This is a genomic window from Sabulibacter ruber, from assembly GCF_017355955.1.
GTDB lineage: Bacteria > Bacteroidota > Bacteroidia > Cytophagales > Hymenobacteraceae > Nibribacter > Nibribacter ruber_A.
The window spans coordinates 98,696-112,411 of record NZ_JAFFID010000003.1; the positions used below are offsets into that span (position 1 = coordinate 98,696).

Sequence of the window (13,716 nt, forward strand, 5' to 3'; positions counted from 1 at the left end):
CTTTTGATAAAACAACCTCAAAAACGGCTTATAGGACTTTCACCTACTCACAAACAATCCATAAACGACTATCGCTTAACTATTTATTCTTCAATCGCAAAAGATTATATTCAATAATCAATTCTGATACATTCCTGAGACAGGAAATCGCACCTGACCCCACAAGCCGGTTACTGATCCGGTCTTGTTTTTTGGATTGAAAAGGACAGCGAAACCAAAAACTGTAGCTAAAAGCACTTAGGGTAATGAAAACGAAAAGCCTTATAAGTTTCCTATTTCTTCTTTCATTTACAACCAACAGCTTCGGCCAGGCTCCTACTCCTACTCCTACTCCTACTCCTACTCCTACTCCTACTCCTACTCCTGCTTCCTCTGACCTTCTAAAACTAGCGAAGTCACAAAGCACAGGGGGAATCCTTCTCCTTGTAGTGGGTACTGGTTTATGCATTACCGCAGGTAGCTCCATAGAACTGGGGATCAATCATGATGCTGACAACACCGCTTTCTATACGTTGGGGACTGCGGGCATACTCTCTGTAGTGGGAAGTGCTGTTTTGCTCAACGCCAGCGGACGCAACAGGAAAAAAGCCAGGGCTATGAAAATGAAACATGGAAAAATCTACTTGCCAAGCCAGGGGATTTTGATGGCTAAGTGGGTACCGCAAGTAGGCTACAGGATCTCCTTCTGAACTATCCCCTTGAAGGAGCAATTGGATTAAGCAGCTATTTTATTGAATTCCATATCATATAAGATTACAAATAGGTATATTTATTTATTACTTCTCCCCTCCCCCTCTGATCCGTCAACCGAAGAAAGAAAGCGAACCCACCCCCTGCGTTACCTTTTCTTCGGGCTTCTTTATTGGCTCTCCTATTACCTTTTCAGAAGACACCGTAGCCGAAAGCTGTTTACCAATTGAGTAGGCACAAAAACTCATCATCATGAAAAAGATAGTCCTAGCCCTAACATTCCTGTTACTGGCTACCGCTTGCTACAGCCAGGCACCTGTACCTCCTGCGCCTATTACAGAGCCACCCAAGGGAACAAAAGAATATTACCTGGAGAAAAGAGAATCAAATATGGTAAGGGGCTGGATTCTTACGCCTGTAGGCGTTGCACTCATAGGATTGGGCACTGCAATGGCTTGGAGTGAGATAGCCACCGGAATCACTACCCTAGGGCGTGACAGCAAAAACAGTTCTACACCGGGTTTACTGGTAGCGGTGGGGATAGGATCTGTTCTTGGAGGCACCGTTTCCTTTATATCTGCCAGAAAAAACAGGCGAAAAGCCAGGGCTATGGCGGTAGGCTATGAACAGGTTCCCTTGCCCCTATCAGGAACTTTGATAGCGAAGGCAGTTCCAACTGTAGGGCTTAAGGTCTCTTTCTAAAATTCCTCCCTCAAGGCAAGTCACATACAGAGAAGCCGAAAACTCATCATCATGAAAAAGATAGTTCTTGCTCTAACATTGCTGATTTTGGCTACAGTTTGCTACAGCCAGGCACCGATAACACCCCCTTCAACTCCAGAGCCTGCGAAGGGAACAAAAGAATATTACTTACAAAGAAGCAAAGTCAAAAAAACCAAAGGCTGGATCTTTACACCAGGCGGTCTAGTGCTCACTGGCCTTGGCTGGTCAATGGCTGTAGGTGAAACACGTAATTCTATTGCTACCCTAGGGGAGGATAAAAACAATGGTGCTTTTTCGTCTCTTCTCATTTTAGCGGGAGTAGGATCATTTATTGGGGGCACCATCTCCTTTATTTCGGCCGGTCACAACAAGAGAAAAGCCAGAGCCTTGGAGGTTGGCTTTGAACAGGTACCCCTTCCCCCACATGGATCCTTAAATGCTACGGCGGTACCTCAGGTAAGCTACAAGATTATATTCTGAATTTCCACCGAACGTCCAATCTGTTTACGCTCTCCTTTTTGTAAAAGAAAGGTTGTGCCCTTGGCAAAGCCCGAAATAAGCCTTCTGTTTTCGACTCGTTTTCTGTAAAGGAAGCCATAAACAGTAAAAACAAAGAGCTCTTCTACTGCGCTTTGTTAACCTAGATTAATGCATTCTGCTGAAAAGCGTTTCATTTTTGTGTCTTTGGAATAATCAGTTAAACTTAGCACCACTATCTTGAAAGAGTAGAGAGCAGAAGCATTTCTTCTTCACCTATTCTGCCACCAGATTGAAAGTGCACCAGTCATCTACCTCCAACAGCTACATAAAAATGAACGATCAACTAAAAACTGACCTTTCTAACCTTGGCTCTTTGCTGGAAAAAGTAAAAGAGCAAAGCCTTGCCTACCTTGACCAGCTACCGGAAAGACCTACGTCTGTCACCCAAAAACCTCGTGATAAAGAAAGCCTTCAGGATCATGGGTTGGGGGGCTCTGCAGCACTGGAGTTATTCAACAGCCAATATGAGGACCTTCTGGTAGCTTCTGGCGGACCGAGGTATTGGGGATTTGTAACGGGCGGCTCCACCCCGGCTTCTATCATGGGAGATTGGTTGGCTACGGTGTATGACCAGAACACCCAATCGGTGAAGGGACAGGGCGATGTCTCTGCCGCCATAGAGGTAGACACCGTTCACCTGCTGCTTGATCTGTTCAACTTACCCCAAGACTTCCTGGGAGGCTTTGTGACCGGAGCTACCATGTCTAACTTCACCTGTCTGGCTGTGGCCCGGCAATGGGTTGGGAAAGAACTGGGCCATGATTTCTCCAAGGAAGGGGTTACCCAGAAAATCAACGTGCTGACGGCCACGCCGCATTCCTCGTCTATCAAATCGATGGCTATGTTGGGCATGGGCAGCAACAACTTCACCAAAGTGGAGGTGCTGCCCGGAAACCGGGAAGCATTGGATGTGCAGGATCTGGAGCTAAAGATCCAGGACCTGAAAGGCCAGCCATTCATCCTCATCTCCAGTGCCGGCACCGTGAACACCGTTGACTTTGATGATTTCAAGGCTATTGCCGCCCTGAAAGCCAAATACAACTTCTGGTGGCACATTGATGCCGCTTTTGGTGGATTTGCCGCCTGTTCCCCTAAGTTCCGGCATTTGGTGGACGGCTGGGAAACCGCCGACAGCATTACCATTGACAACCACAAATGGATGAATGTGCCCTATGAAAGTGCCTTCTTCCTGGTAAAAGAAAAACACCGGCTGCTGCAAACCGAGACGTTCCAGAACTCCAATGCCCCTTATCTGGGCGATCCGCTGGCCAACTTCAATTATCTGAACTTCCTGCCAGAAAACTCAAGGCGTTTAAGGGCCTTGCCGGTCTGGTTTACCTTGAACGCGTACGGCAGAAGCGGGTACCAAGCCATTGTAGAGAATTCCGTGGAGATGGCCAACCTGCTTGACAAATTCATCCAGCAAAGCAGTGCGTTTGATCTGTTAGCCCCTACCCGACTCAACAACGTATGCTTCACCCTGCAGGGAGAGGAAAGCCAGGAGCATGTTGCTGAATTTCTCACCCAACTCAATGCCACCGGCAAGGTATTCATGACGCCTACCGTGTACAACGGGAAGAAAGGAATCAGGGCCTCGTTGGTGAACTGGCGCACCACGGCACAGGATGTGGCTCTGGTGACCGAAGAAATGCAACGGGTTTTCAAAGCTGTTTTAGAGAAACGTACGTCGGTGCAGCCCACGGTATAAGTTTGCCCTTCCCTGTAACCATAGGCTGGCCTGATTTCCTGAACCACTTCACACTACCATAAAACAGCAAAGGCAAGCGTATGCTTGCCTTTGCTGTTCATCAACCTATCTCCTATTCAAACTTAGCCATTCTGTTGATTCTGGCGAAGCTCTTTGCCTCTCTGTTCTACCCCTCGTTTCTGCACTTTTCTTTCAAAACGAGTCCGTTTTTCCTGGCGGTTTACCTCCAGTTTGGCGTATTGTTCTTTGGTCAGAATTTGCTTCAGTTCTGCTTCCCACTTAGCGTGAGCTTCTTTTTTAAAGCCTTTGTTCTGACCATCTCGTTTCTCCCCTGGCTGGCGATTTGCCCGCAATTGCTCCCGTTCTCTGCTTTGTTGCAGGAATAAATTATTGATTCTTTTTTCCTGCGCTTCGGTTAAATTCAGTTGTTTGTCTAAACGGGCGGTACGGTCGGCGGCAAATTGTTCGGGAGTTTTCTTTTCTTTCTGCCCCTGGCTTCTTTCGCCCCGCTGCTCAAAGCGGGGCTTTCGGCCCTCTTGTGGTAGCGTAGTCTGGGCGAAGGAACTTCCGGCTATCAAAATGCCCATAGAGAGCATGGCTATCATCTTTTTCATCTTAGTTCTGATAAAGGGGTATGCTGTGTTACTCAACCAAAGCAGCAGGCCTTTCCTGCCTGGTTTCTTGGTTCTATTCAAAGTGCGTGCCAAAAACCTCTCATCACCCCGCTTATCGCACATCCAACTCAGAACTATTGGTACTGGTACCCGATGATTACTTGATTCTTCTTGTATCCAGCGTGCCCACCTTAGGCAGAATCTGGATCACAAACCGACGGTCCCTCACGTCACCGGTACGCCCGGCTCCTTCAAAGCCGCTGCCCGAGGCGATGAGCTCAATCCGGTCCTTCGGGAATTTGATGCCGGCGTTTTGCCAGAACTGCAGCAAAGACAAGGCGCGTTTATAACTCAGTTCCAGGGCGTAATCACGCTGGGTGATGTTGCGGGGATCGCCCTGCGGGAAACTGGCGGCCCGTCCGTCAATCACAATCAGGTACTTCACATCAGATCCCTTGATGGAGTTGATCACGCGGCTCAGCTCCTGCCCCGCCCGGCGCAAAGGCACCAAAGAACGCTGCGGAATGGTGGCGCTGCTCTGCGGAAACAAAACATCTACCAGCAATTCATGGCGTTTATAGCGCTCATTATAGTAAAAGTACCGGCTGTCTAGCCTTGAAAGGGCGGCTTTGATCTCGTCCAGTTTCCGTTTCTCCTGCACCTCTACCTGCAACAGTTCAATGTTGCGGCGGTTTTCGGCGTCTTTATCCCGAAACATCTTGAAACTGAGCACAAACAGCACCAGCATGATCAGGAACAGGGCTGTCATGAGGTCCACGTAGCTGGGCCAGAAAAAGTCTTGGTCTTGTTTATTCATGCTCAATTACCGCTTGCGGGGGTTGTTGGGCTGCCCGGTTCCAAAGATTCTTCCCATAGCCGCTTTGATGGGGCCAGGCTCCATGCTTTTCTCTACGTTGGCGTTCAGCACGGCCAATTGCTGCAGCAATCGCTGCTGAATCTCAGTATCGGTGTCAATCTTGCGCAGCAGCCGCTCATTGGTTTGTTTTATTTCCTGCGCCAAATCCTGCTGCTGCCGATTAAGGGTTTCCTGCTGACCCGTCAAATTCTGGAAGGGCTGCATGTAGTCCAGGATGCGCTGGTAAATGTTGTCTTCGTTCAGGCGCCTAAAGTGCTCCTGCCATTTCTCGTAGGCGTTCTGCGCATCGCGCTCCTGGTGCTGCAACCGGGCCTGCATGAGATCGGTGAGTTTTAGGGCTGCTTTATCAAAATACTGCTCAGTACGGCTGGCGATGGTGTCCATTTCCTCCTGGTGACGTGCGAAGAAGTCAATCTGCCGCTGGATGTTGTCATCATGCTGTTGCAGGTAACCGGGCACCTGGTCAAAGCCTTCCTGCAGTTTAGTCAACCGGCTGAGCACCTGCGTGATGTTGTGCGTGAGCTCCCCGCCCCGCTTCACCGATTCATTCAAGGCCTCCTGGTACTGCAAGAAGTTCATGAACAGGCGCTCGCTTTCCTTGATCTTGTCAAAGACCTGCAGGTTGGCGTTGGCCATCTGGGTGAACCCGATCTCGTCCAGCTTCTGAATGAATTCCTTCTGCGTGCTGATGTTATCGGTAAGGGTCTCCACAATCGGTCTAAAGCCCAGAATCTTATCCAGAAAGTCTTTGTTAAACGAATCCAGCACCGATTTCAGGTTGCCCAGGCTGGCCGCCATGTCTGAGTTAAGCTTGGGCAGCAGGTGCGTTTGCAGGAAGGTGTAGTACTCGTTCTTCAACCGGTCACGGGTACTGCGGGCGTTCTTGAGCGCGTGGTTTCCCATCAAGGTCAGGAGCAGCCCGAAGAAGCTACCGGCCATGGCAATCAATACCCCGAACAGGAAAGACGGAATGTTCTGGTCTGTGATAAAGGCATCGTCTGCTTCATTGCCCAACCCGGCCCACACAAGACTGGAAAGCCCGATGATCACGCCCGAGAAAGTGCCCAACAACCCCACGTACAAAGGCGTGGCAATGGTAGACTGCACCTCGGCTTCCAGGGCATCAGAATGGCGCTCGGCCACGTCTTTCAGGATGTTGAAATCGGCGGCGGCTCCTTTGTTCAGGCGCAGGTATTCATTGGTACTGTTAATGATCTTCTGAAACGTGGGCGAAGAGCCCTGCACCTCAATCAGGTCAATGGTGGTGTCCTGATCATCTTGTGGGGTTGGAGTTGCCGGAGTAGCGCCTGCCTCTACCAGGTAAATGTTGCCGCTGTAGAGCTGCTGCCTGAACTTGTCAATTCCGGTTTTATAAAACGGAACGGCATCGTTCTGGGCTTCAATGTGCAGCTCCTCGGCGTCTACCGCAATAATCCGTTTCACCACCGGGTTGGTGGCCGATCCTTCCCTGAAATTCTCCCCATACAAAAGCCTTTCCCACTGCCGTTCATACGATTCTGCCGGTACCGCCGGGGTACCCTGCTGGCGCAAGGACCGCCTAGCCACTGAAAGTCTTTCCTCTGCCGGAAAGAGGCTTTCAATCGCTTCAATTTTGTTTTTATTGGCTTTGTACATGCGCCACTGGTATCCCAGAATGAGGATAATCAGGAGCGCTTCTAAAATAAATATTCCTTCCATAGGTGTTAGGTGCGTAAAGACAGCGGCTTCCTTAAAGATAGTAAACGCCGTTGTCTACTTATGCTTGATTGGTGAAAACCCGGCTCGTGAAATCTAGTGCATCGCTTTTTTAGTGTCCTCTATAGAGACAAGACACTGCCTTGTCTTCCACGTAATCCGGTTCTTTCACAAGGCTGTTTTGGGGCTGTTTTTCAGAAAACAGGGAAAATACAGAGGAACCGTTTTGGGGCTTTTTCCTGGAAAACAGCCCCAAAACGGTTCCTTGGCACTACAACTTCTCGCTTATTATGGCTTACCGGAAATCAATCCGGGCTTTTTCCTGAATCTTCCAGCCGCTACTGGTTCTGGTGAGCACGCCGTCGCCTTGCAGGACTATGCGGCTGACCATCCGGTTAGAGGGTTTCTCAAAAGAGAAAGCATTCTCCAGCCGGTCCATGCCCTGCGAGATCACAAAGGCCTGGTTGCTGGAAAGGTTAAACCGGTAATTGATGGTAGACCTTCCGTCTGTGGGGTTGTCAATCTCCAGGTAACTGTCAGAGTCCGGTCGCTGCTGCATCTGGTGGGTTTTAATGATGCCATCCTCCGGGATGATCGCATAGCGCGTGCGGCTCACCGGCTCTTCTGGTTGTGGCTGCGTTTGCGTTTGCGGCTGAGGCTGGGGTTGGGTTAATTCATTCAACAGGTCATCGCCTACCATGCCCACGCCAAGAGTGGCACCACCTACTGGTTGAGCCGATGCTGCGTCTACCTGCTCGCCCGGGTTGGCAGCCTCACGCCGACGGTTATCGTTTCTTCTTTGCTGCGGCGCTCTCTGCTGCTGGTTGGCAGTGCCTCCCTGCGCCTGGGGTTGTTGCCGTTGGCGGGGCTCTTGGGGGGCTTTAGGCTCCTGGGGCGGTCTTTGCTGAGGTTGCTTTTGCCTTGGTTCCTGGGGAGTTCTCTGTTGCTGAGGTTGGCCGCCCTGGTTGGAGCGTTGCTCCGGTGCCTGTTGCGCTCTGGCTTGTTGCCCCTGGGGTTGTTTCTGCCTGGGCTCCTGCTGTTGGGGAGTTCTTTGCTGGGGCGGCGTGGCCTGCGGCTGCTGGTTACCTCTGCCTTGCCGGCCATCCTGCTGCGGCTGATTCCGCTTAAGACGTTTCAGGTCTTCCTTCAGGTCCTGGACCTCGCTTTCCAGCCTGCGGTTACGCTTCTCCAGGGACTGCACCCGCGCCAGGATTGAGGCCACTTTATAAAAGGTAAACCCTGCTACCAAAATGGCAATTATCCCTAAAATTAAAGGTACATATGTCATACCAATGGTTCTTTATAAGAAAATATCAATGTAGAGGAAAGCCGAACGAAGCACTTTTAAGAAGCTCCGTTCGGCCTGACTGGGTTAAACAAATGCGCCTACCTGTTGCTGGTACAACTCTTTAGACAGCAGGTAAAGGGACTGTTTCAGTGGCATGAAGAACATGGTTTCCGGGATCAGCTCACGGTCAGATAAACCTCTGAGCGTGTCTTCCAGCACCATGGTGTAGCTGTCCTGGATGTTGGAGCGCATAAATCCCAGCACCCAGTGCGGGTCCACTTCCACGCCCATGGAACGCATCAGCGGCGCGATGTCCACATCGTCCAGCAGCATCTCCAGGCAGTTCATGACGTTTGCCAACACTTCCTGCCGGATGGCCGACGTGATCTGGCTTTTGTTCACCGCTTTCAGGGCATCTTCACCGGTTGCAACGCCAGTGGGGCGCATTATCGGGATATCCGTCAGGTCAGAAAGGTTGGTGCCTTCCAGAGCCATGGCCCCGCCGTTGGCGGTTACCTGCTTAGGATTGTCTACCAGCACCAGTTTGAAGTTAGCAGGCGGCTCCTGTCCTGTTACCTTCCGGAACACGGTTTTGGCGTAGCGCTCCACGTTAGACAGGTTATTACCGGCGCTCAGCAGCTTGATGTACAAACTACCCTGCCCGCTGAAGCAGATGTAACGCGGCACCTGCGCTCCCAGTTGTTGGGTGAGCTGCGCCAAATGGTACATCAACGCCCCGAAGTGCAGGTAGAACATCAGGCGCAGTTGCCGGGCCTGCAACAGCTGAGAGCTGTAATGCAGTTCTTTGTCATAGCTGAAAAGCAAGCTGGTAATGTCTGCCGAGCTGAAATCTGGGTTGTCCAGCGCGGTCTCCAGGAATTTTTTATACTCCTTGCCTTCCTCGGTGAGCGGAATCTGCAGCACGTGTGCCACTCCATACTGGAGCAGACCGTTGTCTTTGCTGGTTTTCACCGAGGCAAAGCCATCGCCCCAGATATCGTTCCCCGCAAAGCGGAAAGAAGCGCTGTGCGACGGTTTGCGGTTGGTGAACAAGAGCACATCGGTGGTACCACCTCCTATGTCCACGTTGAACAGGTTCTCGTCCTGGCTGGGCACCACCACCCCGGTTCTGGACAGGAAGTAGAACGGCGCTACAGATTCTGTGATGCAAGCCGTGTTGCGGCCGTTTTTGAACACGTTGTGGTACACACCGTCCCACACGTTCTGGAACATGTTGCGCGAATAGTCATCAAAGCTCAGGGGCGCAAACCACACCACCTTAGTATTGGCCACGTTGCCGTGGTTCAGGACCACCTTGTTTTTGATGAGCAGCATGATCTCGGTGAAGAACGCCTCAATCCGCCGTTTGCCGGTGTTGGATAAGGTCTCGCTCCACTTCAGATCTGTATGGTACGATTGCTTGTACTGGCTCTGGTGAGTACCCTCGGTGTTGATGGAGAACCCGATGTTGATGTTCCCAAACAGGTTCGGGATCTGGTTTTCAAAGTCGATGGACTCGCAGGTGGCCGTTCTGGTAGGAAACGAATACAACGATCCGCCGGAGCCGATGAGCAACGGAATGAACTCGCGTTTCAGCAAGGTCTCCACCGCAAACAAACGCCCGAAGCCCCGCTTATGGAAACGCTGGTAATCGGTGAGGGAGCTGTCGTCTGAAGGTTTGTTCAGCATCACCAATTGCTGGTCATGGGCAGTGATGGCAAACTCCTTAGGTGCCTGGTTGGCTCCCGAAGTATAGGCGATGTGGGTGTTGGAGGTCCCGAAATCAATAGCAAAAGTAAAGTTCTGGATGCCCTGCTGCACCAGTTGGTACCGCGGCACAATCAAGGCTTTCCCGGTCACGTCCATGCCCTGGTGGGTGAGTTCCGCAAAGTCAAAGTGCGTGCCCCTGATCTCGTAGTAAGTACTACCGGCGCTGCTGTTGCTTTTCTTGGTCCGGCGTTGCTCCGTGGCTGAGATGATCCCTCCGCTGGCTTCCAGTTGTCTGCCGCCGGCATAAAACGCCAGCGAGTGGTTGCGGTTCACCAACAGCGGGTCAATGTCTTCGTCTACCAGCATTACCTTGTAGAAGTCATTGTAGGTAGGCGCATCGGTGAACTTGTAGAACGGAAAAACGCCAATGCCCACGCGGGATTTCAGGATATACCCTTTCTCCGGGATCACCTGCCCGTTGGCATCTTTGGAGTTCATGGGGTTCTCATAGTAACTCCGCTCATACACCACGTTGCCCTGCTCCGTAGGAATCTGCAAGGTTACCCGTACATGGTTCACATCCACGTAGAAGGTAAGATGGTTGGCCAGGTCATCGGGGGTGAAATACTCAAAGTACAGGTTGGTGACCGGCAGCAGGTAGTTGAACACTTTGTCGGTGACTCCCGGTTGGTATAGCACTGTTCCGCTGTAGAACCTTTCTGTGTTCACTTCATAAGGCACCTGCACAATGCTCTCCTGCAACAGGTCATTGATGGTGAGGTACGGGTAGTTAAAACCAACGCCGGGCAACGAGCGGGCCGGAATGTCTTTGGGGTCTGAGTACCCTACCTGAGTATTCACCGGCCACGCCAGATTGTTCACGTATTTCACGTGCGGAGCCAGACGCAAATCGGGTTTCAGCACAATAGGCCGATCTCCCGCAAACATGGGGTTAGTAGGGCGCAGGAACAGATCACTGCTGGTCACGGCGGTCTGGTCTTTCTTCACCAGAAACGTGAGATGCCCCACGTGCACCGGGTTCTGCTGGATGTCAACCAAAGGCAGGTAGTCTGAAGCGATGGCGTTCTGCCCCACCACTCCAGACATGCTGATGCTTTTCAACAGACGCTCATCCAAGGCATTGTACACCGCCGGAAACGCCTGGATAAAGGCCGGATTGGAAACGAACAGCTTGTGTATGTATTCTTTGAAATCGCGCTCCCGGTCATTCAAAGAAATGAAGTTGTTATCAAAGTACACGCCTACGTTTTGGGCCCGGTTTATGGAAAGTGGCTGCACATTAGGCGACACAAACAGGAACGTGAGCGGCGAGGTACCACCCAGCAACTGCAGATGGCGGTCTCCGCGGTCATTGGTGGTTTCCAGGTAAAACAAGAACAGGTCATCCACGCCCCTGAACCTGGGATCATTCATGAACAACTCCAGCGTCTTGCCCAGCAGGTGCGTATTGGAATTAGACTGCATGGCATACAGTTGCTGCTGTTTGTTCCAGCGCCGGATGACTATCTTATTTCCGCCCTGGGCGTAGCTCTGGTGGTTGTACAGCAGTTCCCACAGGTCCCAGAAGTGCGTCACCATTTTGTGGTAAATGCTGTTCTGCGAGTTAGTCACCCCTTGCTTTACAAAATCAAAGGCGGTCTCAAAAAGGTGCATGCGGGCGAAAGGCGTAGGAATGGAGGCGTTGATTTTCTGCGCCCGTCCGCCGGCCCCGTCTACCATGTCTTTGATCTCGGTGCTGGTAATCTGGCTGGTTTTTGCCCAACCCTCTACGTTTGAGCCGGTTTTATGTAGTCTGAGTACTTTCGGCATAGTTCGGTCTGTTTTTAAGGTGTTTTAGAGAAAAGAGATCAAAAACGATGTGGGGATGACCTCTTTCTCTTTCCTTTTGTTTACATCTTCCTTTAGGAAGAATTGTTACTTCTAGTAAGAAGATTTACTACTTCTCCGTCCCCCTTTGAAGGGGGACTTGGAAGGCGTGATTAAGAATACTTCAGCTTTTCTTCCACCAGGTTGTTGGTGGCAATCTCAAAGGCTTTTATGGTGGCTTTGAAAGGCTCCCGGTCCGAGACTGCTTCTGAGGCCCGATTGAGCTCTTTCACAAACGAGCCCTGGTGGATGCCCTTGTTCAGGAAACCGGTCTCTACCTGCTTGTCTGATACCATGCGGTTAAAGTCAGATTCATTCAGGTGGAAAGCCGAGAAGGTGCGTTCCATGCGGCTCAGTTCCTTTAGCCAGGATTCATAGCCAAACTCCTGACTGTTCAGGAATTTGTTTAATTCCTTGAAAACGGGCTCATTTCGGATGGCACTGCTCAGGTCTACCCCTTTGGCATAGGCGGCTTGGGCATCATTAGGAACATGCGCGTTGTAGTAGCGCGTGAAATAGTGGAACCGAATCAATTGCTTGGCCACGCGGTCGCGGGTTTCCTGGTCTAAGTGCGAGAACTGCACATGGTCCACGTCTTCGCGCAAGCCAAACTCATGGTACAAGGAATTGCCGGACAGCTCATTGTCTGAGTAGTCCATGAAATCAATGATGGACAAGGCACTTAGCAATTCAATCAGGTGCGCATCGTTCTTCTGGCTGGCCCGGCCCGGGTTGTTCTCCAGGGGTTTATCAGGCGTGTCTCCTATATAATAGGTAGCGTTCACGCCCGTGAGGTGGTTCTGGTAATAGGAAAGTGCGTCTTTGGCTTTGGTGGTGAAGGTATTGGAATCAATAAAGTCGGCCTCCGCGCCTGGGGCTGGTTGCTCCAGTGAGAAATACGGCAGCACCACCATGGCGCCGGTCAGGGCATCGTTCAGGCTGGAACCGTTGGGGAGTGTGGTATGCACGTCTTTGAAGTTCTTGAGCAGCAAAGGAAAACCAGCCGCCCCGGTACCGCCAAAAATAGAGCTCACGAAGAAAATACGGTCACCGGCCTGGAAGTTGGAGGCAAAGAAGCGCATCTCGGGAGAATCAATGATCTCGTTCAGCACCACGCTGCCCACATTAGGACTGCCCCGGAAACCCACGTCCAGGCTGTTGTTCAGGTTCTCGGGGGTAAAGAGCAGGTCTACCAGGGCCTGGCTGTCAATGTCCAGTTGGTTGTAACCCACGTGGTCTTTGAAAGGCTTGTTGATGCCACCAAAATCGTACACAAAACTGTCTCTGATTTTAGCCGATCCGTCGCCGGCAATGCTGGAAAGCGTGCTGATGTTGGTATGGAAGAACCCTTCCTCGCGGCGGCCCAGTTGGTCGTGCAGGTGCTTGTAGGTTTTGAGGAGCTCCACGGTGCGGTTCATGTCCCCATTCTGGGTGTCGGGGTCAATGATGATGGGCACTATCTTATCACAGTTCTTGATTTTGACACCTGCGGCCATGAGCATGACCAGCGAGCGGATGACTCGGGAGCCGGTGCCCCCAATTCCGAATACAAAAAGTTTTGCCATAGTTTATCTTGTGTGTGGCCATTTCACAGGAGTTGTCCAGGCCTGGACAGATCCTTTTTTAAGCAGGATAGAGAAAACGAAAAAGAAGATGAGGCTGAGTACCGCGTTCACCAACGCAAACGTGTACACATAGGAGTGCGACTCCACGTTGTTGTTGTTCACCTGAACAATAGGAATGATAAACGCGATGATGGCATTGAGCACCAGCATGATGGTCCAATGCTTGGGCTTGTACAGCCCCGTGCTCATGACCCGGTTGAAAATGTAATAATACAGCACGACCATGGCCAGCGTGATGATGATCAGCAGCAAACCAGTGTTGGGAAAGATTACCTCGCGGTAATCATTGGTAAAGTTGGCGGGCATGGGTCTGCCCAGGAAAAGCTCATAAAGGCCGGAGAAGAAATTCTGGATCATCC

Annotated in this window: 11 protein-coding genes; 4 read left to right on the forward strand and 7 right to left on the reverse strand. The window is 51.2% G+C overall.

Going from position 1 to position 13,716, the window contains the following annotated elements:
* Positions 1-245: 245 nt before the first annotated feature.
* The 4 genes from JT719_RS16210 to JT719_RS16225 all read left to right on the forward strand — a co-directional run bounded on the left by JT719_RS16210 (position 246) and on the right by JT719_RS16225 (position 3,661).
* Positions 246-689 (forward strand): hypothetical protein, encoded by a 444-nt coding sequence (locus JT719_RS16210; protein WP_207434397.1) that lies wholly within the window; start codon positions 246-248, stop codon positions 687-689.
* Between the two features lie 253 nt (positions 690-942).
* Positions 943-1,392 (forward strand): hypothetical protein, encoded by a 450-nt coding sequence (locus JT719_RS16215; RefSeq protein ID WP_207434398.1) that lies wholly within the window; start codon positions 943-945, stop codon positions 1,390-1,392.
* 51 nt (positions 1,393-1,443) lie between these two features.
* Positions 1,444-1,893, forward strand: coding sequence for a hypothetical protein (locus JT719_RS16220; protein WP_207434399.1), 450 nt, complete (start codon positions 1,444-1,446; stop codon positions 1,891-1,893).
* A gap of 331 nt (positions 1,894-2,224) precedes the next feature.
* On the forward strand, positions 2,225-3,661 hold the full coding sequence (locus JT719_RS16225) for a pyridoxal phosphate-dependent decarboxylase family protein (protein ID WP_207434400.1): 1,437 nt from the start codon (positions 2,225-2,227) through the stop codon (positions 3,659-3,661).
* Between the two features lie 122 nt (positions 3,662-3,783).
* On the opposite strand, the gene JT719_RS16230 is transcribed toward JT719_RS16225, so the two are convergent.
* From JT719_RS16230 to JT719_RS16260, 7 genes are all read right to left on the reverse strand, one after another.
* The gene (locus JT719_RS16230) at positions 3,784-4,275 is read right to left on the reverse strand and encodes a hypothetical protein (protein ID WP_207434401.1); all 492 of its coding nucleotides are present in this window, start codon (positions 4,273-4,275) and stop codon (positions 3,784-3,786) included.
* Positions 4,276-4,432: 157 nt separating this feature from the next.
* Positions 4,433-5,092, reverse strand: a complete 660-nt coding sequence (locus JT719_RS16235; RefSeq protein ID WP_207434402.1) for a hypothetical protein — start codon at positions 5,090-5,092, stop codon at positions 4,433-4,435.
* A 6-nt stretch (positions 5,093-5,098) separates the two neighbouring features.
* Positions 5,099-6,850 (reverse strand): coiled-coil domain-containing protein, encoded by a 1,752-nt coding sequence (locus JT719_RS16240; RefSeq protein WP_207434403.1) that lies wholly within the window; start codon positions 6,848-6,850, stop codon positions 5,099-5,101.
* A gap of 292 nt (positions 6,851-7,142) precedes the next feature.
* Positions 7,143-8,069 carry a hypothetical protein gene (locus tag JT719_RS16245; RefSeq protein ID WP_207434404.1) on the reverse strand — a complete coding sequence of 309 codons (927 nt, stop codon included), beginning with the start codon at positions 8,067-8,069 and terminating at the stop codon, positions 7,143-7,145.
* Positions 8,070-8,219: 150 nt separating this feature from the next.
* Complete coding sequence (locus JT719_RS16250; RefSeq protein WP_207434405.1) at positions 8,220-11,675, reverse strand: cell division protein FtsA; 3,456 nt, start codon at positions 11,673-11,675, stop codon at positions 8,220-8,222.
* Positions 11,676-11,845: 170 nt separating this feature from the next.
* Positions 11,846-13,297, reverse strand: coding sequence for a hypothetical protein (locus tag JT719_RS16255; RefSeq protein WP_207434406.1), 1,452 nt, complete (start codon positions 13,295-13,297; stop codon positions 11,846-11,848).
* 3 nt (positions 13,298-13,300) lie between these two features.
* A complete protein-coding gene (locus JT719_RS16260; RefSeq protein WP_207434407.1) occupies positions 13,301-13,714 on the reverse strand; it encodes a hypothetical protein in 414 nt (137 codons plus the stop codon).
* Positions 13,715-13,716: the final 2 nt, after the last annotated feature.